Here is a 23,558-nt window from a genome sequence, read left to right as displayed (position 1 = left end):
TACTTATGCAAGAACAAATCATAGAGATGATAAGCGAAATCAAGGAAGACGCCCAACTGGCAAGCAGTTTGAACGAGCATTCCAACATCATGGAAGACGGGGGATTGGACTCTTTACAGCTAATTACTTTTGTATTAAATGTGGAAGAGCGTTTCGGTATTGAAATCGATTTTGAACAATTCGACTTCAATCTTATGGAGTCGGTAACGACCTTCTGCAATTATATCTCGGAGCTGCAGAAAACAGCGCCTGTATGAACGATAGACGAAAGTTCGAGCTCATTATCGGGACATTTGACGCGGAACGCTTCTGGCGCGACCCTAATCTAGCCAAACTGCCCTCGTTTCATGATCCTGAAATGGAGAATATCGTGATGGCCATGGATGAGCTGCTCTTCCCATTTTGCGAGGCGCAGGATAGGCTCATTACTCGCTATCGAATGAACGATTGTCATAAAGAGTATTTGCATGAGATCGGATTTGAATTTCTTTCCAATTCAACCGATCTCGAGAGTCCTGATGTAGGAAGCGTAGGCAGAACCGCCAATATATTCGACCTGCTCACATCAGTCGATCGAATGGCTGACATGGATCATTTGCTGGATGGCGCCCGGTTGTCGCCCTTTGCCGTCATTCCGGGGGCGGATCGTACTGCAGCGCGTTACGGGCTGGAACAGGATTTTCCAGCTATCGAAACGGTTCAGACTGTCAATTCGAAGCTGTATTCAACCGAATTGAACCGTCGTCTTGATCTTCAGTGTGACAGCCAGACGGTCTATTCTCCCGAAGAGCTGCTGGCAAGCGGGTTGACTTTGCTGAATCAGGGACCCTTCCTGATCAAAGATGAGTTTGGGGTATCCGGGAAAGGCAATTTGCTGATCGAGTCGGAAGCGATTTTGCAGCGAGTCACATCCTATGTCGCCGATCAGTGTAGCAAGGGAAAAACGGTTCGGTTTATTATTGAGCCGTTCCTCCGCAAGGAATTGGATTTTTCTTGCCAATTCCACATCGATCCGGACGGTACTTACCGACATATCTCAGTGCAGCAGTTGGTCAATCACAATTTCGCTTACCAAGGCTCCTATACAGCAGACGATAGGTTGCTTCATATGCTGCAGGAAGCGAAGTATTTTGATGTAATGAAACGGGCGGCTCACGAGCTTTACCGGTCGGGTTATCACGGCGACGTATGCGTCGATTCTATGCTGTTGACAGACGGCCGCATCGTTCCGATTGTTGAGGTGAATGCAAGAAGATCGATGAGTCTGATCAAGCATTACGTTGACCGCTACCTGAAGAAGCACGACACGGCCGGGAGCATGACGCATGCGACTTTACAGTTTGCAAGCGATGTATCATTCGATCAATTGCTAGAATCGCTGGACCGCGAGGGTGTTCTATATAAGCCTGATCGAGGATTCGGTATTTTACCGTTAAGCGCGAATACGCTCCTTATTAACAAAGTCGTCAGCGAGTGCAAGGGGATCCGGAATAAGCAGGTGAAGGGCAGATTATATTATTCGTTGATCCAGGGGGAATGGGGTAACGAACGATTGACCGCTAAGGTTAAGGAGGTGCTGTCGTCGTTATCCTTCAAGATCGCCCGCTGATGCAGTCCGAAGCGCTTGAAGCCATGAATGGAGGAAGAAATTTTATGGGTGAGCGGAAAGTGACGATTCTATGCTCGGGTTTCGGTCTGGGTTTCTATATTCCCGGCCTGTTAGCTGCAAGTGATTTCGAGAAAAGGGATATCGCGACGGAAGTGCTCGTGTTCGAAAGCTATTTGGAGCAAGACAAGATGGATCATATTGTAGACAGCAGAAAGGCTTACCACAATAATTTCGCACTTGCCAATTTATCGGCCCGAATGCCGATGGATATCCGGGGCAGCATTGATTATGCCCAGGTCGAGCTATTGCTGGAGGCGTGGAAAGCGGAAGACCGGTACGAATTCATATCGTTATCCGGACACTGGATCTATATTCTGGATTTGTATAGGGAGAAGATGCTGCCGAATCAAATTCATGTAGACCTGCTCTACGTCGATTCAGATCTGGCCCCGTCCTGGAAGAGCTTGAAGAAGTTTCATCCTCACTATGACGAGTATTATTACAATGCTTGTCTCTATGACACCGACAAGATGGAGATTCGATGCGAAATCCCGGTTCTTCATCGTACGCCAATGCCCTTCGACTCAAGGAAGCGACGGCTTGTTGTTCATGGCGGGGGCTGGGGGATGGGCACTTATCAAAGTACAATTCCAGAGCTTGCCGGCCATAACTATGGGCTTGATATCGTAGCTTACGATTGGAAGGAAGCGAAGCCCGATCCCGATCACCGATATTGGATGAATGATCCGGAATGGTGTGCATGGGTGAAGAGTGCGAACGGCCTGCACGAGTTTCCGCCATACATCGAAATAACGGGAGAAGACACGAAGTCATACGCCGCTGAGGTTGATCATCATTGGTTATTCGATATCGCTTCGGAGGCGATGGCTATCGTGGCCAAGCCGGGAGCGGGCACATTAATCGACTCGCTTGCATCCGGTACCCCTCTTATTTTGCTGGAGCCGTTCGGAAGTCACGAGCTTAGCAATTTGGAATTGTGGGAGTCATTGGGGTTTGGAATACGCTACGAGAAGTGGCGGGAGATGGATTTTTCCGTAGAGGTCCTTAAGGAGATGCATCAAGCGATCATGAACAGACCCGGAGAACGGACGAATTATGTGGATCATTATTGTGCGAGAGTCGCGTTAACGAAGGGGTAAGATTTCAATGGCAGAGGGGGTTATGCAATGAGCGTAAACAAATTGAGTGTCGTCCAAGATAAGACAAAGACAAGCTATCCGAGATGGATCGTCATGCAGCTGTTGGAGGAGTGTAATTTACGCTGCAAGATGTGCTATGAGTGGGGACTCGAAGGGCCTTACAAAAGCAAAAAAACGTTAGCGCATCTGGATCCGGATCTCATTAAAAAGATCATCGTCGAGTGCAGCCCGGGCAAGCCGTATTACGATTTCTTCGGCGGCGAGCCGCTGATGTACCCTTGGCTGAGCGACATTCTCGCCATGATCAATCACTATGGAAGTAAAGCGGACTTCCCCACGAACGGCACATTGCTTGAGCAGCATGCCGAGATGCTTGTCGAGACTGCTCCAAATAAGATCTGGATGTCACTCGACGGCCCTGAGGAAATCAACGATAAGCAGAGAGGCAAAGGCGTATTCAAGAAAGTAATCAAGGGGATCGAGAAGCTTTATGAGCTTCGGGAAAGCAAGGGCAAGCAATTTCCGAAAATGGGTGTATCCTTTATTATTACGCCCTTGAACTATATGTACGTTGAGGAATTTTTCTTTAAGCATATCGACTTGTCAATGTTGGACCATATCAGCATGGAAGTGCAGCTCTATGCAACGGATGAGCAGTATGCCCAATATGTGGAGGTTCTTAGTGACAAATTCGACGTGCATGAAGCTCCTTATGCCAAGGGGATGGTGTGGCGTGACACCAGTTCGTTCAGCCAGATCGATATTCCGGAATTGACGAGACAGCTCAATAATGTTAAAGCGTATTGCTTGAAAAACCGCATCGATGTGATCACCTATCCGAAGACGATAGATGAACAAAATTTGAGCAACTATTTCTCGGGGCAATTCCATCAGATGGCTGATAAACGAAATCGCTGCTCCCTTCCGTGGGTTTATGCGGAGATTACGGCAAGGGGCGACGTTTCGCCCTGCCATGCCTTCTATGATCTGACCTTTGGCAACGTGAACGAAGAGAGTTTGCTGGATATCTGGAGTAGTGACAAGTACAAAGATTATCGCGCGTATATGAAAAAAAATATGCTTCCGATTTGTACAGCTTGTTCAAGGTATTATATCTATTGATTCATGTGAATGACCTAATAGGTTTAAGAAGGGTGGTGTTGATATGAATCCGAAATCAGAGATTAAACGTTCCCCAAAGGATTTGCAAATATTGAAACGTACTATCAAGAATACGGTGGAAACCAAGCGGAACATGGAGAAAATCGCGGGTTACGCGACACCGTTGCCAGAGTCGGTCGGGATTAAACTGACGAACCAATGCAACTTGCGCTGCAAGCATTGCTATCAATGGAACGACACCGGCTATCATCACTTTATGACACCGGAGCAGCAGCGGGAACAGCTCGACTACGGGCTGCTGGAGAAGCTGATCCTCGAGACGGAACCAGCCAAGTCGAGACTCTATATCTGGGGCGGCGAGCCGCTCGTATATAGCCATTTCGACCGTTTGGCCGATTTGCTTAAAGCCCATCCTCGCGAGACGACGATCTGCACGAATGCGATGTTGATCGAGCGAAAGCTGGACGCCTTGCTGAGAATCTCCGACAACCTGGAGCTGCTCATTGCACTTGATGGATTCGAAGAAGAGAATGATGCGCTTCGCGGCAAAGGGGTATTCAACAAGGCGATAGATGCTATTCGGATGCTAGTCGAGCTGCGCAAGGAAAACCGATTCAGGGGCAAAATTACGATCCATACCGTCGTTAACGATGCTATGACCGACAAGCTTTACGATCTGCTGGACTTTCTGGAGGGCGTCGGTGTAGATATGGTCATGGTTTGCTTCCCGTGGTACATCTCGGACGAATGCACGCAGGGAATGGACGATTACTTTGACCAGAAGTTCGACTTCCTTCCGGCGAGCGAGCACAAGGGCGAACGAAGCTGGCACGCCTTTAACTACAAGCTCAATCCGGAGCGTATCCCTGCTTTGATGAGCGAGTTGGACCGGGTGAATAATCGGGTCTGGAAAATGCGTTTACGCTACCAGCCGAATCTGGATTATGACCAGATCGAAGATTTCGTGCTCGGCAACGAGGTGAAGAGTAAAGGCACGATGAACAAGAAGTGCCTGGCTCTCTCGAACCGGATGGACATTACGCCCGATGGAACGATTGTTGCGTGCAAATTTTTCAAGGAGTTCGAGATCGGCAATTTAAATGAAGCGTCCGTACAGGAATTATGGCACGGCATGACCTACAGAAGGATAAGGGAAATGATGGATGAACGACTGACACCGGCATGTTCCAAGTGCAGTGTCTTGCATTTGCACGGTGTTTAACTATTCTACATGAGCATAAATGAGGTGAACCAGTGAGCATTATCCAAGTGGAACGCTTATCCAAAAGCTTCAATTACTACGAAAAAGAATTGGGGTTCAAAAAATCGCTGAAAAATTTAGTGAAGCGAAAATCACTGATCAAAGAAGCGGTTAGCGAAATATCACTTGTAATTGAGCAAGGCGAGATGGTCGGGTTCTTAGGCCCGAACGGTTCCGGCAAAACGACTACGCTTAAGATGCTATCCGGCATCTTGTATCCGACAAGCGGGCAAGCGACGGTATTAGGCTATGTCCCTTGGGAGCGAAAAAAAGAATTCAAGATGCAGTTCTCGATCGTGATGGGGCAGAAATCGCAGTTGTGGTGGGATTTACCGGCGAACGAATCGTTGTACCTGAACAAATGCATTTATGAGGTCGAGGATAAGCCCTACAACCTTGTCCTGGATGAGCTTACGGAGATGCTTGGCGTTAAAGATCTGCTCAATATTCAGGTGCGCAGGCTTTCGCTGGGGGAACGGATGAAGATGGAGCTAATTGCGTCGCTCATCCACCGGCCTAAGGTGATTTTCCTGGATGAGCCTACAATCGGACTCGATCTGATTTCGCAGAAGCGCATTCGGGAGTTCCTGAAGTATTATAACCAGCAGACGAAAGCAACGGTCATTCTGACAAGCCACTACATGGCGGATATTGAGGATTTATGCAAACGAACGATCATCATCAATCAAGGGAAGATCGTATACGATGGCGATCTTCGGCGTGTGAACGAACTGTTTCATGCAAAAAAGATCATCAAGCTACAATTTACGGACGAAGTGCCGAGGCAAGCGCTAAGCGACTATGGCGCTATTATGGAACATGACGGCATGAATGCCGTCATGGAGATCGATAAGCATGACCTTCAGCGGCTTTCCAAGATGATGCTGGACCGGTTCCCGATCCTCGATTTCACAGTGGAAGATATACCTGTCGAGCGAGGCATCGAAAGCTTGTATCAGAAAGATGGGGTCAAACATGAAAGCCTTGCAGAAGTATAAAAGGACGTACATTCTTGCGCTTCAGAATGCGATGGAGTATCGGACCGATTTCTTTATGAGTATTATCAGCGGCGGCTTCATCATTCTCGTCCAATGCTTCCTCTGGACGGCCGTGTTTCGCAGTTCGCCGCAAGAGATTATTAACGGCTATACGTATTCACAGATCATCATTTATTCCGTGTTGTCTGGCGTTGTCTCCAAGCTGGTTTCTGCTGGCTTCGAAGGGGAAATCGCGAATGATATCAAGACGGGTGGACTGAGCAAATTTATCGCTCAGCCCATTCATTATTTCAGCTATCGGATATGCAATTTTTTCGGTGGGAAAACGGTTCAGATCGGGGTCGTCCTTGTCTTATTCGTCATACTGATGATCGTTTTTACTCAGATTTGGGGGTTTCAGCTTAGAGGGGTGCAGATCGTTATGTTCCTGGTCAGCATTCTGTTCGGACTGCTCATCAACTTCCTGCTTTTTTATTCGATTAGTGCTCTCGCGTTCATCATTACCGAGGTTTGGGGCGTTTATATCGCGTTCAACCAAGGCGTCTATCTGCTCAGTGGTGCCATCTTTCCACTTAATATTTTCGGAGATACGTTTGCCAGAATCTCCAGCTACTTACCGTTTCAATATGTCGTATTCTTCCCGGTTAACATCATCAATGGGAGCATGGCGATTCATGAAATCGTGCGCGGGCTTCTCTTACAGGTGGTCTGGGTAATTGCGCTTATGATAATTTCGAAGTTGTCGTGGGATTCCGGGATGAGGAAATATGTAGCCGTTGGAGGTTAGATCTGTGAGTATCAGCTTGACGGAGTTTCGGAAGCATGTACGTATGTTCTTTATTTTCGCAAAGAACAGCTTGGTCGGTTACATGGAATACAAAGCGAATTTCTACTCCGGTTTGATCATGGAGACTGTATTTCTGTTTTCCAAGCTGATCTATATCTTGTTCGTTTTCCAGCTTGGGATTGAAATCAATGGCATTTCTCCTGACCAGATGATGATCTTCACCGGGACCTATACGATTATGATCGCGATCTATACAGGACTGTTTATGGATAACTTTTATAGATTCGCCGGCCATATCCGCAACGGGACACTGGACTTGTATATGACGAAGCCGCTTTCGCTGCAGTTCATGATCTCATTCCGGCACGTTAACTTCGCGTTTCCGATCCCGAACCTAATCGCCGGGATCACGATGATCGTACTGGCTTGGCGGCGTCTTGACATCGAGCCAAGCTTGATCAACGTGGCCGGATATATCGGCGTGATCTTGAGTAGCACGATCGTGACCTATTCGGTGCTTCTACTTCCGCAAATTCTTGCCTTCTGGACGGTGAAGTCCGGTTCGATCTTCGAAATACTCGACAAATGTTGGGATTTAAACAATATGCCGATGTACATATACCCCAAATGGCTGCGGAGAATAGGGCTGTATGTTGTGCCGATCTTGTTCATCACCAACATGCCGTCGGTTTATTTGATTGATCGATTGGACTTGTTCCTTGGGATATGGATTTTTGTAGCTCCCGTTATATCGCTTATAGTGGTCAGGCTGTTCTGGAAGCTGGCCGTCAAACGCTATGAAAGCGCCAGCAGTTAGAGAAATGCCCAAAAAACAAATTGTTGAGAAGGTGAATCGAATGAGCAGGACGGAGAATGAGAGCCATCCGTTGCAGACAAAGGCTATCGAAAAGAAACGGCTGTACAACGGGATCGAAATCTATCAAAACAACGAAGGCGAGACCGAGTTCCTCTACAACGAGATTTTCCACAAGGAGATGTATTTCAAGCACGGTATTACACTCCCGGATCATGGCACGGTCATGGACGTTGGGGCTAATATCGGCATGTTCAGCCTATATGTCAGCAGCAAGAGCGACTGCAGGGTATATGCTTTTGAGCCACTGCCGCCGACTTTTAATCTCTTGAAGATGAATACGAGTTCGCTGCCTCGCGTAACGACGGTTAATGTCGGGCTTTCCAATGAGATCAAGGAAGCGGAGTTTGCCTATTTTCCTACGATGTCCACGGACTCTGTCCAGATCAAATACAGGGAGAACCACGATCAAGATCTCCGATACGGGTTAATCAACCATTACGAAGATAATTTCGCTGACCCGCGAATGCTAAACCGCTTTGTCGATCATCTTATGTCGCCGAAGCTTCTGAATGAACAAATCTATCGTTGCCAGCTAACTACGATCTCTGAAATGATCCGCTTTTACGGTCTGAACCAAATTGATCTGCTCAAAATCGATGTGGAAAAAAGTGAGTTCGAGGTGCTGGATGGCATAGAGCCGGAAGATTGGGGCAAAATCAGGCAAATTGTAATGGAGGTACACGGACTGGACGGAGAGCAGATCAGCAGGCTCGAGAACATCTTCCAAACCAACGGCTTCTATGCCGTGATCGATTATTACGAAGATTTGAATATCCCAAATTACTATAATGTGTACGCGTTGAATCAAATGCATGCGTCGGCTGGGCGATAGTCATGTTACAGCATCTGCATGCAAGGTTGGTATGCTCCAGCTGCAAGGGCGAGCTGGAGCAGTCGGAGGCAGTGCTGCAATGCTGCAGCTGCGATGCGGTATATACGATTGACAATCATTATGTATCGATGCTCGACCGGCGTGAGCAGTTTGTCCACCCTTTTGAATGGAACCGGAAAGAGTCTGAAATTCGGGATTATAGCGAGATTTCGGACTCCCTTGCGCTGACCGGTATAGGCCGATTCGCCACCTTCTTAAATTATGGTTACGTCCCGCACGGGAATGAGCAACATGCGGTGATTGAACCGGGCGATGCATGGAATAGAAACTCAGTCAAGCTGTTGCTTGAGACAGTGGGCAAGACGGCGATTCGGGAGCGACAGGTGATCGACATCGGATGCGGCAGGGGAGGGAACATAGCAGCTCTGTCTAAATATTTCAAGCCGCTGTCTATTGTCGGTCTCGACATCTGCCCGGCGAATATTGCCTATTGCAATGCCAAATCCCGAGGGGGTGAATCTTTGTATCTCGTCGGCGATGCGGAGTATATACCGTTTGCAGACGAGAGCTTCGATGTGGTGTTAAATATAGAATCCGCACATGCCTATCCGAACCGATCACGATTCTATGAAGAGGTGTACCGGATACTGAGAGTTGGCGGGGTATTTCTGTATACGGAGCTGATGCTGGGAGATCAGGTAGCGCATAACGTCAGGCTGTTAGAGGAAGCAGGCCTGTCTGTAATCCGCAATCAGGATGTGACTTCGAATGTTCTTCTATCATGTGATGAGAGTGCGAAGCAGCGTACTGGCATACAAGGGATTGCGAGCAACGCCAAAGCGAGCACGAATATTGGAGATATCAATGAATTCATCGCATTGCCCGGCTCGAAGAAATATGAAGAGATGAAGGCTGGAACGCGGCAATACCGTATGATGAACCTTGTTAAGAGGTAATATAGCCGTAATATCAACAATAATTTTTGGGCGTGTCTGAAAACTCTGAAGGCGGCAGATTTTGCTGAATTTTCGTTCCAAGCCAGGAAGTTTTCCGCAGGCGTGCCGGGGCACGTCAAGGGAAATTGACGTAGCAGGGGGCGAAAAGGCGGTAAAAGATGCACTTCAGTAGGTTTCGAGACACGTCCTAGTATAGGAGAAATATTTTATGGAAGAAATTATTTCCCTGGACACCTTTCAGCCCTTCGACGGCATGACAAAAATGTTTCCTCATCATAATTTTCCTTATTTTAATTGCGACTACAATTTGTTGTTAACGCTTGCCAGATATTTTAAAAAAGATGAGTTGCCGATTTTGAATAATGTCATTACTATTTATAGATTTGATAAACAAAAAATACAAACAAGAGGATATTTCAAGTTAGAGGTGTTGGATCTTGAGGAGGGGGATCAGATCCTTGAGGATATGGGGATTTCTATTCGTAAAAAATCCCCTACACTAGATACGTTACAAGATGAGATCAAAAACTCTATTTCTAGTGGTCATCCGATTTCCATATTTATTGATTTATTTTATCAACGCGGGAGAGACTTTTACTATAACCAAAAACATGGACTGCACCCTGTTTTTGTCTATGGCTTCAATCTTACGAACGAGGAAATATATACGGTTGATGATATTACAGAATACAGACAATATTCTCTGCCATTTTCAGAATTTAAATGGTCATGCATGACTTCGGAACACGTAAAGATGCCAGACTACTTTTGGGAATATGCGCTAGTGCCCCCCGGTAATCATGAGATCTTGAACAATAAGAATTCGGCACACACAACCATCAATACATTCGTAGAAAATATGTGCAGGTATCAAAATGAAATAACGGAAAGTTTGAATAATATACTGTTGCTCGCAGAAAATTACGAGCTCATTATAAAAAATGAAACGATTATAGAAACACTGAGCAGTACTATTTATAGAAAATGTTCTGAGAAATATAGGTTAAATACTCTCTATAAGTACAACATTGATCATATCCATGCAAAACATACGCTTGACCCGTTATTGGACCAAATTATTCATGACTGGAAGACAGTAAGGATCTATTCGAATAAAGCCATCATGTCCCAAAAGTTCACTGGGGAAATCATAGACAAGTGCATTGGTTTATTTACAAAAATATATACGAATGAAGTACATTTTAATAATCAATTATTTTTAATGTTAAAGGCTTTCAGGTAAAATCACATCTAATATTGCTAGAAATGAGCCGCATCAACAGGCTGGTCAGGAAAGACTAAAACCCTTACAAGCCCTGTAAGTTATAATAAAAGAGCCGCCCTTCATGGGTGGCTCTGCTTCTATCAGTCCTTATACAGCCCCTCAATGGTGAGTCGTTCTTACGTGTGTTGTACCCGAAGGGCGGAGACATAGCGCACATACAGGTAAACCTTTCCGTATGTCCCTTTACAGGAAAACGCTTTGGCTCAGTGAAAGCTTTGATAAAGGCGGCTGTGCCACACTTGGTACAATGAGTCTTCCGTTCGTCGGATGATGGTTTATATAAATCATTAGTAGAGTTGATCTTGGTCTGAACAATATCCAGTTTTCCAGTTTATCCGTTTTCAATAGCTTGGTGTTGTTCAGTGTTTTCTAATGCCGAGGTAAGACGTGGCAAAGGTATACCTAACTTTTGGGCTTCTCTCACAACTTCAAGTACCGCAAAACCCGCTTTACTATTGTTGTATTCAATGAAAAGTCGTGGTAAGCTGCCCTTTGCAAAAATAACTTTGTTAAACAGCGTGCCGAGAAGTGCTGGTGGAATCTTAGTCAACAATAGAGTAATCGCGTCCATCTTTGCGCCTCTTGCTTTAAGTACAGGGGTCATTTCCCGCATACTCTTACCGACATTTGCGAATGAGTCACTATAATTCAAGACTGCTGGGAAACTTCCCCGTTTTAACACCTCGGTCTCCATCGCCGCATTCATGGCAAAATGATTCCATAGCCAGCTTTGCATATCCTTGATCCAATTGATTTTAAAATTGGCGCTTTCAAATAGTTCTTTGACCTTGTTGTTTATCTGTTCCGTGCCTACCCGTGGTTTTTCCAGAAATATCGTTTTTAAAAAGCCGCCCTTAAGCTTATTGTCCTCAATGCCGCCTCCTGCTCCTGGGAACCCAAAGACAACATTGTTCATAGACAGGGGCAAGATTGATGATTTTAAATCCTGCCAAATATTATTGAATATTAGGATCGGGGTGTTACCAGCAGTAGTCGAAAGTATTCTTGCTGCTTCGGGAAGTTGCTCCGTGTTGACACTCGCAATAATGAGATCATAATTTGGGCTTATCTCCTCATGCAGCTTGATTTTCCAGCTTTCTTGGATGAACTGTTTTCCTCTTCGTGCGTCCCACATTTCAAGCGCTATATGACTGCCGAACGTTTCTTTCCTCCCTTTTCTAACGTAAAACTCAACGGTATGCCCTGCCTTCTCTAAAGCCCAAGCGTATTGGGTCGATATTACACCTCTACCGAAAAATAAAATTCTCATCTTAGCCTCCTAATATCCATATTCCTCTTTGTTGATGATCCAACAACGTGTTGTATAATGTTATTGTATAGATTCACTATTTGGTCATCAACCATCAGATTTTTAATATCTGTCGTATAATCAATTCAACAGAAAATGGAGGTTAACAATGAAAAAGCAACCTGAAATTACGGAAAAAACAAGGCAGACATTTATAAATGTATTCTGTGATTTATATTGCCGAAAACCAATCGAAAAGATATCCATTCAAGAGATTGCTAACCAATCAGGATATAACCGGAGTACATTTTATCAATACTTTACAGATATCTATGAGTTGTTGGACTGCGTTGAAGAGCGTATGTTGAAATCGATCAAGGAGGAAATGGCAGGAAGAGAGTTTTCTACACATACTATCCAAGATGCACTTCAATGCTTGGAAAATGCAGAGGAAATTTCAGTTCTTAAAGCTGTATTGGGCGACTATGGTTCTGTTCATTTTGTGGAACGCTTGAAAAGAGAAATTCCCTTTGAGCGATTGATTATGGATTTTTCAACAGATGATGTCTTGGCACCATACATCATTGAGTTTTACATATCAACATTAATATCTATGTTTCGTCTTTGGATACACAGAGACAAAGATCTATCGTCGGAGGAATTAATCAAGCTGATCGATAGTCTATTCTCAAAGGGGATAACACCGTATCATATCTTTGGCACGGTCAATCCGCAACGCTCTGGAGTGTAGCGATGATGGTTAGAAAGCGAAACATAAACATAAGGGGCTCGAGAATTTATATATTCTCGAACCCCTTTTTTGTCTTTGTTTTAATACCATCCATGGTAGTCTAAAAATCCCCATCATCCCAGGCGGTAATTAATATACGTGCACACCCGCACCAACCACGGATTTGTTTTGTACAGAATTACCGGATAGATATACCTTTTGCAAATCAGGCAGCTGGCTTAGGGTTTCGATATTGGAAATGGCATTGTTCTCGAGATGAAGCTCAAGTTCCATGTCCCTCCGATTCCATTTGCAGCTCAGCACAAATCATTCGTTCAGGCGATTTTATTATAGGAGGAACCGCTACTCAATGCTGAATATTGTCGATTCAATCATAGACATCATAAATTTTACTTTTTTCCACTTTGCAATAAAGATGGAATCTGATAGGATAAGTTTATAAATACGATGGTTTTAGTGAGGATTAAAAAGGAGGCCGCCTTGCCATGCAAGAATTAACACATCTGGATCAACTTGAGGCTGAAGCGATATACATTATCAGAGAAGTAGCAGCGGAGTGCGAGAAACCGGTCATGTTGTATTCCGTCGGCAAGGACAGCTCGGTCATGTTGCACTTGGCCCTAAAGGCTTTCTATCCCGAGAAGCCGCCGTTCCCATTCATGCATATCGATACAACCTGGAAATTCAAGGAAATGATTGAGTTCCGCGACCGAAAGGCGAAGGAATTTGGTATCGAGATGATCGTGCACTCAAATGAAGAGGCTATTCAACAAGGAATTAACCCCTTCGACCATGGTTCCGCATATACCGACATTATGAAAACCACAGCCCTGAAGCAGGGATTGGACAAATACGGATTCACGGTTGCGTTCGGTGGCGGAAGACGTGATGAGGAGAAGTCGCGTGCGAAGGAGCGGATTTTCTCGTTCCGGAACAAGAATCACTCGTGGGACCCTAAGAACCAACGTCCGGAGATGTGGAAGCTGTTCAACACGCGAATCAACAAGGGAGAGAGCATTCGAGTCTTTCCGCTGTCCAACTGGACTGAGAAGGATATCTGGCAATACATTCGTCGGGAGAACATCGATATCGTTCCGCTTTACTCCGCCGACGTAAGACCGATCGTTAATCGTGACGGGCATATCATCATGGTGGATGACGAGCGGATAAAGCTTGAGCCTGGCGAGAAGGTAGAGATGAAGAAGATTCGCTTCCGCACGTTGGGTTGTTACCCGCTCACGGGCGGAGTCGAGTCCGATGCTGTTACGCTGGATGAGATCATTGAGGAGACATTGGGTGCGTTATCTTCCGAACGGACCAGTCGGGTTATTGATCAAGAAGCGGCGGGAAGCATGGAACGACGCAAACGGGAGGGCTATTTCTAACATGAAGAGTCTACTTAAATTCATTACCTGTGGAAGTGTGGATGATGGCAAGTCCACGCTGATCGGACATATGCTCTATGAGGCCAAGCTGCTGTTTGCCGATCAAGAACGCGCGCTTGAGCTCGATAGTCGATTGGGAAGCCGAGGCGGCAAAATCGACTACTCGCTGCTCCTGGATGGTTTGCTGGCCGAACGCGAACAGGGGATTACCATTGATGTGGCATATCGTTATTTTACGACGTCTCATCGTTCCTTCATCGTGGCGGACACACCGGGACACGAAGAGTATACGCGCAACATGGCTGTAGGCGCTTCCTTTGCCGATCTAGCCATCATTCTGGTGGACGCTACCAAAGGCATCATTACCCAGACCAAACGCCATGCCCGGATCTGCGCCCTGATGGGGATCAAGCATCTCGTATTGGCTGTGAACAAGATGGATCTGGTCGGCTTCGATCAGAGGACGTTCGAGGCAATCAAGCAAGAGTTCATCCAAACGACGGCCGAATTCCAAATCAAGAGCATTCAGGTCATTCCCGTGTCCGCTACGGAAGGGGACAACATTACAACCCAGTCGCCGAATGCACCCTGGTACGAGGGGGTAGCATTATTGCCGTATTTGGAAAGTATAGATGTTCATACTACCGATGATACGAAGCCTTTCATGATGCCAGTTCAGCGTGTAAGCAGACCGGACCATACGTTCCGTGGGTTCCAGGGCCAGATCGAGGCTGGAAAGATTTCGGTCGGAGACGAACTCATGACTCTGCCAAGTCGGGAGAAAGCCAAGGTTAAGCGGATTTTGGTGACGGACCAAGCTCAGGATTCGGCTTATGCTGGCCAACCAGTTACGATACAACTGGACCGCGAAGTTGATGTCTCGCGGGGTTGCGTGCTCACGATGGACAATCAAGTCCAAGAAGCTGACAGCTTCGCTTCTACAATCCTATGGATGGACGATTCCGTCCTGACTCCGGGCAAGCATTATTGGGTAAAGGTCGGAACGAAGACTCTTCCAGGCACTGTAACGGCGATTACCCATAAAATTGACATTAACACGGGCCATACCGTTCCGGCCGATCAAATTGTTAAGAACGAATTGGCCAAGTGTGAATTCACGCTGTCGGATCAGATCGTCTTCGATTCCTTTGAACACAATAAGAGCATCGGAGGTTTTATCCTCATTGATCGTGTCACCAACATGACGTCTGCTTGCGGAGTCATCGATCAAGCTCTGAAGGGAGAAAGCCGATTTGCCACGCTGGATACGGGGATCACGAGAGATGTTCGCGCCCAGCAGAAAGGACAATCTCCGCTCACGGTATGGTTTGCTGGCTCGGATACGGTAGCTCTCGCCAAGGAAGTGGAGAAGCGACTAATGTCATCCGGTTACCATACGATGCTGCTTGAGAGCGTCAGTGGAGAAACGCTCCGCGGAACGGCGGAGATGGCAAAGGTGTTGAACGACGCCGGCCTGATCTCACTGGTATCCCATGATTCTATCAGTGCGGGCGAACTTGAGACAGCTCGAGAGATCATCGGGGGCAAAGGGTTTATCGAAGTTAACGCGGACGAGAGCGGCGGAATGTCCATCCAGGATGCCGCGAAATCCGCGGTTAAACGAGTCGTGCAATCCGTTATCGATCACAGTCCTTCGAATAACTACGACATTTAATAAGCATGTCCGATAAAGCGGTTGCCGATTAGGCAGCCGCTTGTTTGTTTCGTCAAGATCCCTTTATATGGGGAGACTGATCTCTGGATGCCAACATCACCCGTGCTGAGGTTGCAGCTATCGTCCAAAGAATATTGAAGGCTTCTGACTTGACTTAAAACACCGAAAGGGTTCCCCCATGCAGGAAGAACTGCATAAGGGGAACCCCTTTTTGTCTTTGTTTTAATACCATCCATGTTAGTCTAAAACTCGCCAACATCCCAGGCGGTAATTAATAGACATGCACATCCGTACCAAGAACGGACTTGTTTTGTACGGAATTACCGGATAGATATACCTTTTGTAGATCGGGCAGCTGGCTTAGGGTCTCGATATTGGAAATGGCATTGTTCTCGAGATGAAGCTCTTCTATGGCTTGCCAGTTGCTCATAAATTCGAGAGAAGACAAATTGCTGTCTTGCAGTGTGAAGGAACGTAGAGCGGATATGTTGGCAAAGTAAGGCATCATTTGGTCAACTTCATTGACAGAGTTGTTATTTATGCTGAAATATGGCTGCTCTAAGGTCAAATGTTCAAGCACGCCGTTCTCTGCGGCCGATTTTTGCTCGAAATTCAGCCTACACTCGGAGCACATCAGAGATTTGATCTGCTTCAAACGAAATAAAGCATCGCTCTCCTTATATAGTGACGAGTCGTAAATGTTTAGGGTCTCTAGGCTGGGCAAACCGTCCACGGCGCCAAGACGGGTTATTTCATCGATCTCCCAGAGGGAGAGTTGCTCCAGTTTCGGGAATTTCCCCAGCGCAGCCAAGTTCAATTCACCGCTTCCGCCACGGAGCGTCAGACTGGTTGCAACCGGGGCCTTTAGCCCAGTGAGAAAAGCGCTTGGAATTTCTACTCGCGTTGCCTTAGGTAAAGATAGCGCTTCTGCTTTCTCGTAGTAACCGGACAACGTTAATTCCCGCAGAGAGGGCAGACTGTTTATGGCCTTTACCGAACTAAGCTGACTTAGAGAAGCCAGACGTAGTGTAGTAATGGAGTTTTTGCCGGTCAAGGGCTCCAGGCTTGAGAAGTTTACGTTTTCGAGATCAAGCGTTTGTAGAGCAGGCATATTTTGTACAAAGTCGATGGACTTTACATTCGTTAAAAAGGATAGCTGAAGCTCCTGAAGCTGGGTTAAGGCGTACAGCGGCTGCAGGTCTGTGGTTTCACTGTACTGTATGGATAAGGATGACAGCCCGGTCATGGAGGACAACCATCCCAGTTCATCGACAAAGGTGAGCGACAGGGACTTAAGCGGTAGCTTGTTCAACAGAAAGAAATCCGTTACGGATTCATCCACATAGGTAATGGATAACGAGCTCAGATTAGGAAACTCCAGCAGCATGGCCAATTCCTGATTGCTGCGAAGCTGAGTGGAAAGCTCCGTAATCTTAGTCTTGTCGCCAAAGTAGCCCGAAAATTTGCTGAAGGATTCGTTAAAAGCGCCTCCATAACTTTTTAATCCGGACATATGGGCCAAAGTGGTTTGATCCGTCTGGGAGATTTCATAGGTATTCGTCAGGTCCAATGCCGTCAGTCCCGTAAAGGCTTCAAAATCCCGCTGATCGATCTCCTGGGTATTCAGTTTCTTGTCCTGAGTCACATAAGTGATTTTCTCGGCCTTTTCATCGCTGAAGGGGTCGGAGAAGCTGTATGTAAACTCCCACTGGTCATTATCCGAATAATCTACAGTTAAATAACGAATACGAGCCAGTTCCTCCTCAGTCGGAAGGGCAGTCCCTTTATCGAAAATATCCCGCAAAAAGGAGAGCAGAACCTCGCTTTCAGGCATCTTTCGCACAGGCAGATTGGCTTCTGTTTTTGAATAAGTGGAGCTGTTGCTATAATAAAAATATGTACCGATGGCGCCTGATATGACAAGCAGCAGGACCAATAACAGCCTTAGGGGGATGGAGACGGACGGCTTCGGCGTGGCCTCAGGAACTGTCCCGTGGTAATGATTAATGGTCTGGTCTACGTAATAGACATTATTTTGCTTCAATAAAAGCTCTGTTTCACAATAAGGACACTTTAAAATCTCACCCTCTTTGTATTCAATTCTTCCATTGCAATTGGGACAGTTTAACGGGATAAACGCCACGAATGTCCTCTCCTTCATTTCATTATGATGTTCATAAGATCATGCTGAACGGTGATCTGACTTCATTATACCTTGTGAATTTACGTTTGATGAGAGAAAGAAGTTTCACATAGCGGAGGGGCAAGGAAATCCTGCTCCTTTTTGCTCTTTTGTAAGTATGGCTGGGGGGAGGCATTAGACATCATCAAGCGAGCCGCAGCCTTTACCGGGACGGTTTATTTATGTTTATTGAACGCGAGGTTGAGTATGTTATATTGAGGAGAGGAAAATCAAACGATACCATTACATAACAGGTGGGATGTAAGATGTTCTTTTTTATTACATTGCTCGTGTGCTTCGCTGTATTCATGTTGCTGACTTCGTTCTTCAACAGAAAACATAAAGTTCTAATCTCTTTAGTCAGTTCGCTGGTAGTGAGTACGCTGCTTCAGGCTCTGGAGCAATTTTACCTAAGCGGTATTTTAGTGGCGTCGTTTTTGGTTTATTTTATAATCGGAAATATCAGCACTTTAAAAAGCAATCAGCTTAGGCTAATCTTGGCGATATTATTCAGTACGTCCATAGTAACACTGGTGCTCTCGTTTACATACTTCAATCAAACCACAGCTCCACCGGATGCCGAGATTCTTAGAGTTATGTTTATGTACTATCCGTTATTAGTTGTGTTTATTGCGTGTTATATCTACATGCTCCTTAGCCTGTTCAATTTTAAAATGCTGCAAGCCGCCAATCCATTCCTCTATATCTGGAATAAGGTTCGTACTTTCAGACGGATGATGCGTTTGTTCTGGATTATTTCACGTAAAGGTTTGGCTCATTTGATTCAGCAGGATCATGCCAAGTTACCCTTTGCGATTGCTGAGGTTCTGGATAACATGGGCGGCGTGTTTGTTAAGTTTGCTCAAGTGTTATCGACTAAAAAGGACATGCTGCCTGCCAACTATATTCAAGCGTTCTCCAGTCTGCATGATCAGGTTAAACCGCTGAGCCAAGATGAGCTGAAAACAATCATTAACACTAGAATCGGAAATATGGATGAAACCTATGAATCCTTTGGGATGGAGCCCATTGCTGCGGCATCGATCGGACAGGTTCATCTGGCAAAGCTAAAGTTAACGGGCGAGAAGGTTGTTGTTAAAATTCTAAGACCTGACGTGAAGCAGAAGATGACAGTGGATTTGGATATTTTGATCCAGTTTGTCACATGGTTGTCCGAACGCTCTATCAAAATCAAGAGACTTGGGTTAATCCAGTTGGCCGAAGGATTCAAACAGAATTTGCTTGAAGAAACCGATTTTGATATCGAGGCCTTAAATACGAATCTGTTGCGAAAAGCCTTCGAGGAACATGATATTCAGATCCGTGTTCCTAAAATCTACGCCGAGTTCTCGACGAAACAGGTGCTCACCATGGAATATATCGAAGGAACCAGCTTCACAAAAGCGGTGACAAACGACGTGTCGGTGAGGGTGATGCACGCATTTTTGGATCAAATTCTGATGATTGGTATCTTTCATGCGGACCCCCATCCTGGCAACCTCATGTTGACTGCTGATGGAGAAGTTGCTTTGATCGACTTTGGTTCAGTGGGGTATCTAACGGATGAGGAGCGAGGCGGCATGTTAAGCTTCCTGATGGGTTACAGCACTAAAGATACGAAAGAGATGGCGCATGGCTTAACGCGAGTCTGTGAGGAAGGAGATTTACTGGATCAAAAGCTGATTGAACAACGCCTTAACCGTTTGTTAGCAGAAGCATCTTTCTCACCAGATCCGACAAGTGTCATGATGAAACGTATGATGACCCTGATCACGGATATGGGGATGTCCTTAAAACCGACCATTGCTGGTGCGTTTAGAGCTATCATTACGCTGGATGGTACGTTGTCATCTGTAGATGATACCTACTCTTTATCTGCAGCAAGTCAGTCCTACGCCAGCCATATGGATAAAGGGCAGATGGTTAAGGAGCGCATAAACAAGGTCAAGGACCAGATTACGGACTACATTCCTAGATTATTGGAGCTACCTATTCTGAAGGAAAATAAAATTACGATTGCTCGTGAGCAAAATCATTCATTGAATGATGTTATAGGCACGTTAACTGTGGGAATTTTTACGGTGATCTGTATGGTTGTTATGCTTGCAAGCTTTGTAATACAGAGCGAAGTTATGCGATTTCTACTTGGTCCATTATCCATATCAGGCTTTGGTGTAGGGATGACCATTTTGAGCGTATCTGTAATTAAACATTTGAAGCCTAAGGTGTAGTGTATAGATAGATCAGTCAGATCAGGATGGATAAACAATCGTTTACTTTTTAAGAGCAGGTCGTACTGTGCCAGTATCCATAATTCGAGATCGAATCGACGAATTATCTGCTAAAGTCTTAAACGAATGGTCGAATGCAGAGTACACTGGCACGTATCGCAAAACATTAGCAGGAAACCGTCAATCAATTGGAGCCTACAGAAGGCTCCATTCCGCTTGTGCAGTACCTCGGAGGTTTTCACATTATGTTACTTGGTGAACAAAACAGGAAGTCGTGTTGCGGCCGGGGGACGACCTCGTAAACTGTACTGAAACTGATGCCCGAATCCGAGATTGACGACCGCGCGTTAATCCGAGTTCATCTGGAACTCCCGAACCAATCGAGGCATGATTAAATAAATCATTAAGCGATCGAAGTAATCGGATGTTTAACATGCACAGGGTAGAGATGATCACCAGGGATTCTTACAAATAAGCCTTCATTGGTGATTGTACTTTTGAGAACAATATGATCTGCTGCATCTGGCGTGAAGTGGAATGTTACTCTCTCTGTATCTTGATCTGCAATCTTATCCAAGATATCTTTCATATTCGTTTCGTTTAAGCTAATAACGTCAAAGAGATCAATATGATTGTCTTCCTTCTGATAAATAACAATGACGTTTTCGTTTTCCAAGTAATAAATATCATTACTAAAAACATTCAGGCAATAAAACATGAGTATTCCATGAGCATGATGGGTAGCGAAATGCCGAGAAACAGGCAATCTTTCCGATGCAAATTTTTGAATAAGACGTAAATCTTCCGAGCTAGTAACATCGAGTTTCTGAATGTTCGCAGGCTCCGGTGATTCTTTTGCCGTATAATTCATTGAAAAAAGATGTTCTTCCACCGGCTTAAACCCAAACTTAGGGTAAAAATCAAGCACCGATTCATTGGCAAAAAGGTACATGCAATCGTATTTGTTCTCGTATTCCTCTAAGACTATATTCATTAAACGTGTAGAGAGTCCTTTCCCCTGATAATCAGGATGGGTCATCACCGTGCCGATTTGAATCGCCTTTTTCTTCTCTCCGTGAATAATGAGTTCAAGGATGTTAACGGAAACGTTGGCAATCACCTGGTCCCCATCGACATATGAATAAGGGATGTAACCCTCGCCCCAGTACCCTTGTTGATACCAATTTTCAAAATTGATTTCAAACGTGTTGGCAGCAAGCTCAAAAAAACTCTTGCGAAGTGTTTCATTCGTTTTGTAATTCCTCATAAATATTAAATCTTGCATGCTATTCCCCCTTAATGCTCCATAGTGACTACTTAAAATGACCAGGCGTAACTGCAATTAAGTCAGGAATCTGGTGTACATGTATTCAAAGTCTTGGTCCATCAATCTACGGCAAAATGCACGACTGCACTATATAACATTTTTGTGCGAATAGGATCAAACGTTACTTGATGTTGGACTTGCTTCACACGTAGCATTAATGCCTTATTGATTTCTATTCGTTCTTCAATCGCTCTCGCCAGTTCATGAAAGTCATAAGCTTGCAAGCATTCGACTTTATCTTTCATTATATCCAGTGAAATTTCCATATTTAAGTTATGCCTCCTCCGAATGTCGATCTGCAGGTTAAAATGCCTGCCGAGCTTCATTTTAGAGGAGCTTTTCCAGTTCGGCAAGCGTAAGCATGCTGAAAATTAAATATAGACGTGATAAAATCGGGAAAGAGTTATTCGGAAATCATCGAACTTTCAATAATCTGAAGATCTAATGGAAGCAATAACAGATACTGATGTTTGAACAAAGTTACATTTGCATGGTATAAGTGAAGAAGCAAGGACACAATAATGTGAATTGCAAAACTGTTAATGCTAATATAGTTGATAGGCAAGCAGATTCATGAGTAACGGGTTTTACTATTAATGAGGATTAAGACTGTCCTGGAATGTATAGAGGAGTTTTAGAGATGACGAAAGACAATTTTTGGCGTGAGTTACCACGACCATTTTTTATACTGGCACCAATGGAGGATGTGACGGATGTTGTGTTTCGTCATGTTGTGAGTGAAGCAGGGCGACCAGATGTATTTTTTACGGAATTTGCGAACACGGAGAGTTATTGTCACCCGGAGGGGCACAAGAGTGTGCGTGGGCGTTTGACATTTACAGCAGATGAACAGCCGATTGTGGCTCATATCTGGGGAGATAAACCGGAATTCTTTCGTGAGATGAGTATCGGTATGGCGAAGGAAGGCTTTAAAGGTATCGATATTAATATGGGATGCCCTGTAGCGAATGTTGCGGAGAATGGAAAAGGAAGCGGCTTGATCTGCCGGCCAGCCCTTGCGGCGGAGATTATTCAGGCAGCGAAAGCCGGGGGCCTGCCGGTCAGTGTAAAAACGCGTCTCGGATTTACGGAAGTCGACGAATGGCGCGACTGGTTAACTCATATTTTGCAGCAAGACATCGTGAATCTGTCGATTCACCTGCGGACGAGAGAAGAAATGAGCAAGGTAGACGCTCACTGGGAACTGATTCCGGAGATCAAAAAACTGCGGGATGAGATCGCGCCGAATACACTGCTGACCATTAACGGGGATATCCCGGACCGTGAGACAGGCCTCAAACTTGTGGAGCAATATGGTGTGGACGGCATTATGATTGGACGCGGTATTTTCCAAAATCCGTTTGCGTTTGAGAAGGAGCCGAAGGAACACAGCAGTGAGGAATTGCTTGATCTGTTGCGGCTGCATTTGGATCTTCATGATCAATATTCAGGACAGGTGCAACGTTCGTTCAGCGCGCTTGCCCGTTTCTTTAAAGTCTATGTCCGAGGATTTCGAGGAGCAAGTGAGCTCAGAAATAGCTTAATGAACGCCAAGTCGACAAGTGAAGTTCGTACGTTGCTTCATGAATTTGGAAATAAGGATCAAGATGAGGCGGAGGAACGTGGGATTTAAGTTTCCGAGTTCGGAGAAAGAACGGACGATGCGTAAAGTTAGTTTTGGTGTGGGCAAGCGTTATACTCTGGTAAACAAACTAACAGAGATTGAAGAGTTACGTTATGTAGAAGTGCTTCCGAAGTTGAAAATAATGAGGGTATCCCGATATATTAGCAACTTCATCCGCGGTAGGCTCTCAAGTCATGCCGAGTATTACTCGCACATAGTCAGGAAAGATTAGTAGTTATGATGTAAT

21 protein-coding genes are annotated in these 23,558 nt (G+C 45.4%); 16 read left to right on the top strand and 5 right to left on the bottom strand.

Annotated elements, in window-relative coordinates; translation table 11 throughout:
• Positions 1 to 5 precede the first annotated feature (5 nt).
• From AB4111_RS28775 to AB4111_RS28725, 11 genes are all read left to right on the top strand, one after another.
• A complete protein-coding gene (locus AB4111_RS28775) occupies positions 6 to 257 on the top strand; it encodes an acyl carrier protein (protein WP_442034630.1) in 252 nt (83 codons plus the stop codon).
• A complete protein-coding gene (locus tag AB4111_RS28770) occupies positions 254 to 1,609 on the top strand; it encodes a hypothetical protein (protein ID WP_442034628.1) in 1,356 nt (451 codons plus the stop codon). The genes AB4111_RS28775 and AB4111_RS28770 overlap by 4 nt, the downstream gene beginning before the upstream one ends.
• A 44-nt stretch (positions 1,610 to 1,653) precedes the next feature.
• Positions 1,654 to 2,769: a UDP-glucuronosyltransferase gene (locus tag AB4111_RS28765; protein WP_442034626.1), complete on the top strand. Its 1,116-nt coding sequence runs from the start codon at positions 1,654 to 1,656 to the stop codon at positions 2,767 to 2,769.
• A gap of 27 nt (positions 2,770 to 2,796) precedes the next feature.
• A complete protein-coding gene (locus AB4111_RS28760) occupies positions 2,797 to 3,891 on the top strand; it encodes an SPASM domain-containing protein (RefSeq protein ID WP_442034624.1) in 1,095 nt (364 codons plus the stop codon).
• A gap of 43 nt (positions 3,892 to 3,934) precedes the next feature.
• A complete protein-coding gene (locus AB4111_RS28755; protein WP_442034622.1) occupies positions 3,935 to 5,113 on the top strand; it encodes a radical SAM protein in 1,179 nt (392 codons plus the stop codon).
• A gap of 32 nt (positions 5,114 to 5,145) precedes the next feature.
• Positions 5,146 to 6,150 carry an ABC transporter ATP-binding protein gene (locus tag AB4111_RS28750; RefSeq protein ID WP_442034620.1) on the top strand — a complete coding sequence of 335 codons (1,005 nt, stop codon included), beginning with the start codon at positions 5,146 to 5,148 and terminating at the stop codon, positions 6,148 to 6,150.
• A complete protein-coding gene (locus AB4111_RS28745) occupies positions 6,128 to 6,937 on the top strand; it encodes an ABC transporter permease (protein WP_339258826.1) in 810 nt (269 codons plus the stop codon). Before AB4111_RS28750 ends, AB4111_RS28745 begins: the two co-directional genes overlap by 23 nt.
• Before the next feature lie 4 nt (positions 6,938 to 6,941).
• Positions 6,942 to 7,754 carry an ABC transporter permease gene (locus tag AB4111_RS28740; RefSeq protein ID WP_442034618.1) on the top strand — a complete coding sequence of 271 codons (813 nt, stop codon included), beginning with the start codon at positions 6,942 to 6,944 and terminating at the stop codon, positions 7,752 to 7,754.
• Positions 7,755 to 7,794: 40 nt separating this feature from the next.
• Complete coding sequence (locus AB4111_RS28735; protein ID WP_442034616.1) at positions 7,795 to 8,646, top strand: FkbM family methyltransferase; 852 nt, start codon at positions 7,795 to 7,797, stop codon at positions 8,644 to 8,646.
• A 2-nt stretch (positions 8,647 to 8,648) separates the two neighbouring features.
• A complete protein-coding gene (locus AB4111_RS28730) occupies positions 8,649 to 9,602 on the top strand; it encodes a methyltransferase domain-containing protein (RefSeq protein WP_442034614.1) in 954 nt (317 codons plus the stop codon).
• Positions 9,603 to 9,810: 208 nt separating this feature from the next.
• The gene (locus AB4111_RS28725; RefSeq protein WP_442034612.1) at positions 9,811 to 10,845 is read left to right on the top strand and encodes a hypothetical protein; all 1,035 of its coding nucleotides are present in this window, start codon (positions 9,811 to 9,813) and stop codon (positions 10,843 to 10,845) included.
• Positions 10,846 to 11,218: 373 nt separating this feature from the next.
• Here the strand turns inward: AB4111_RS28725 and AB4111_RS28720 are convergent, their stop codons facing one another.
• Complete coding sequence (locus AB4111_RS28720; RefSeq protein ID WP_442034610.1) at positions 11,219 to 12,157, bottom strand: ketopantoate reductase family protein; 939 nt, start codon at positions 12,155 to 12,157, stop codon at positions 11,219 to 11,221.
• Between the two features lie 148 nt (positions 12,158 to 12,305).
• Between AB4111_RS28720 and AB4111_RS28715 the strand changes: the two genes are divergently transcribed.
• Positions 12,306 to 12,887, top strand: coding sequence for a TetR/AcrR family transcriptional regulator (locus tag AB4111_RS28715; RefSeq protein ID WP_289391141.1), 582 nt, complete (start codon positions 12,306 to 12,308; stop codon positions 12,885 to 12,887).
• Positions 12,888 to 13,016: 129 nt separating this feature from the next.
• Here the strand turns inward: AB4111_RS28715 and AB4111_RS28710 are convergent, their stop codons facing one another.
• Positions 13,017 to 13,160 (bottom strand): leucine-rich repeat domain-containing protein, encoded by a 144-nt coding sequence (locus AB4111_RS28710; protein WP_442034607.1) that lies wholly within the window; start codon positions 13,158 to 13,160, stop codon positions 13,017 to 13,019.
• Between the two features lie 212 nt (positions 13,161 to 13,372).
• Here AB4111_RS28710 and cysD point away from each other — a divergent pair, with 212 nt between their 5' ends.
• Positions 13,373 to 14,272: a sulfate adenylyltransferase subunit CysD gene (gene cysD / locus AB4111_RS28705; protein ID WP_253430176.1), complete on the top strand. Its 900-nt coding sequence runs from the start codon at positions 13,373 to 13,375 to the stop codon at positions 14,270 to 14,272.
• A 1-nt stretch (position 14,273) separates the two neighbouring features.
• Positions 14,274 to 15,947, top strand: coding sequence for a GTP-binding protein (locus AB4111_RS28700; protein ID WP_442034605.1), 1,674 nt, complete (start codon positions 14,274 to 14,276; stop codon positions 15,945 to 15,947).
• A gap of 271 nt (positions 15,948 to 16,218) precedes the next feature.
• Here the strand turns inward: AB4111_RS28700 and AB4111_RS28695 are convergent, their stop codons facing one another.
• Positions 16,219 to 18,090 (bottom strand): leucine-rich repeat domain-containing protein, encoded by a 1,872-nt coding sequence (locus AB4111_RS28695; RefSeq protein ID WP_442034603.1) that lies wholly within the window; start codon positions 18,088 to 18,090, stop codon positions 16,219 to 16,221.
• Between the two features lie 305 nt (positions 18,091 to 18,395).
• Here AB4111_RS28695 and AB4111_RS28690 point away from each other — a divergent pair, with 305 nt between their 5' ends.
• Entirely contained in the window at positions 18,396 to 20,360 is a 1,965-nt protein-coding gene (locus AB4111_RS28690; RefSeq protein WP_442034601.1) for an ABC1 kinase family protein, read from the top strand.
• A 403-nt stretch (positions 20,361 to 20,763) separates the two neighbouring features.
• Here the strand turns inward: AB4111_RS28690 and AB4111_RS28685 are convergent, their stop codons facing one another.
• Both AB4111_RS28685 and AB4111_RS28680 read right to left on the bottom strand, forming a co-directional pair.
• The gene (locus AB4111_RS28685; RefSeq protein WP_442034599.1) at positions 20,764 to 21,645 is read right to left on the bottom strand and encodes a GNAT family N-acetyltransferase; all 882 of its coding nucleotides are present in this window, start codon (positions 21,643 to 21,645) and stop codon (positions 20,764 to 20,766) included.
• 101 nt (positions 21,646 to 21,746) lie between these two features.
• On the bottom strand, positions 21,747 to 21,953 hold the full coding sequence (locus AB4111_RS28680) for a DUF2536 family protein (protein ID WP_442034597.1): 207 nt from the start codon (positions 21,951 to 21,953) through the stop codon (positions 21,747 to 21,749).
• A gap of 374 nt (positions 21,954 to 22,327) precedes the next feature.
• On the opposite strand from AB4111_RS28680, the gene AB4111_RS28675 reads away from it, so the two are divergent.
• Positions 22,328 to 23,320: a tRNA dihydrouridine synthase gene (locus AB4111_RS28675; protein ID WP_442034595.1), complete on the top strand. Its 993-nt coding sequence runs from the start codon at positions 22,328 to 22,330 to the stop codon at positions 23,318 to 23,320.
• Positions 23,321 to 23,558 lie beyond the last annotated feature (238 nt).

It is taken from the genome of Paenibacillus sp. 2KB_22, from assembly GCF_052115745.1.
GTDB lineage: Bacteria > Bacillota > Bacilli > Paenibacillales > Paenibacillaceae > Paenibacillus.
This window is presented reverse-complemented; position numbering and strand designations above follow the sequence as displayed.

What these genes read in the sequence shown, in the direction of transcription:
- AB4111_RS28775 (WP_442034630.1), top strand. Translation starts at nt 6, where the DNA reads ATGCAAGAACAAATCATAGAGATGATAAGCGAAATCAAGGAAGACGCC.
- AB4111_RS28770 (WP_442034628.1), top strand. Translation starts at nt 254, where the DNA reads ATGAACGATAGACGAAAGTTCGAGCTCATTATCGGGACATTTGACGCG.
- AB4111_RS28765 (WP_442034626.1), top strand. Translation starts at nt 1,654, where the DNA reads ATGGGTGAGCGGAAAGTGACGATTCTATGCTCGGGTTTCGGTCTGGGT.
- AB4111_RS28760 (WP_442034624.1), top strand. Translation starts at nt 2,797, where the DNA reads ATGAGCGTAAACAAATTGAGTGTCGTCCAAGATAAGACAAAGACAAGC.
- AB4111_RS28755 (WP_442034622.1), top strand. Translation starts at nt 3,935, where the DNA reads ATGAATCCGAAATCAGAGATTAAACGTTCCCCAAAGGATTTGCAAATA.
- AB4111_RS28745 (WP_339258826.1), top strand. Translation starts at nt 6,128, where the DNA reads ATGAAAGCCTTGCAGAAGTATAAAAGGACGTACATTCTTGCGCTTCAG.
- AB4111_RS28735 (WP_442034616.1), top strand. Translation starts at nt 7,795, where the DNA reads ATGAGCAGGACGGAGAATGAGAGCCATCCGTTGCAGACAAAGGCTATC.
- AB4111_RS28730 (WP_442034614.1), top strand. Translation starts at nt 8,649, where the DNA reads ATGTTACAGCATCTGCATGCAAGGTTGGTATGCTCCAGCTGCAAGGGC.
- AB4111_RS28725 (WP_442034612.1), top strand. Translation starts at nt 9,811, where the DNA reads ATGGAAGAAATTATTTCCCTGGACACCTTTCAGCCCTTCGACGGCATG.
- AB4111_RS28720 (WP_442034610.1), bottom strand. Translation starts at nt 12,157, where the DNA reads ATGAGAATTTTATTTTTCGGTAGAGGTGTAATATCGACCCAATACGCT.
- AB4111_RS28715 (WP_289391141.1), top strand. Translation starts at nt 12,306, where the DNA reads ATGAAAAAGCAACCTGAAATTACGGAAAAAACAAGGCAGACATTTATA.
- AB4111_RS28710 (WP_442034607.1), bottom strand. Translation starts at nt 13,160, where the DNA reads ATGGAACTTGAGCTTCATCTCGAGAACAATGCCATTTCCAATATCGAA.
- cysD (WP_253430176.1), top strand. Translation starts at nt 13,373, where the DNA reads ATGCAAGAATTAACACATCTGGATCAACTTGAGGCTGAAGCGATATAC.
- AB4111_RS28700 (WP_442034605.1), top strand. Translation starts at nt 14,274, where the DNA reads ATGAAGAGTCTACTTAAATTCATTACCTGTGGAAGTGTGGATGATGGC.
- AB4111_RS28690 (WP_442034601.1), top strand. Translation starts at nt 18,396, where the DNA reads ATGTTCTTTTTTATTACATTGCTCGTGTGCTTCGCTGTATTCATGTTG.
- AB4111_RS28685 (WP_442034599.1), bottom strand. Translation starts at nt 21,645, where the DNA reads ATGCAAGATTTAATATTTATGAGGAATTACAAAACGAATGAAACACTT.
- AB4111_RS28680 (WP_442034597.1), bottom strand. Translation starts at nt 21,953, where the DNA reads ATGGAAATTTCACTGGATATAATGAAAGATAAAGTCGAATGCTTGCAA.
- AB4111_RS28675 (WP_442034595.1), top strand. Translation starts at nt 22,328, where the DNA reads ATGACGAAAGACAATTTTTGGCGTGAGTTACCACGACCATTTTTTATA.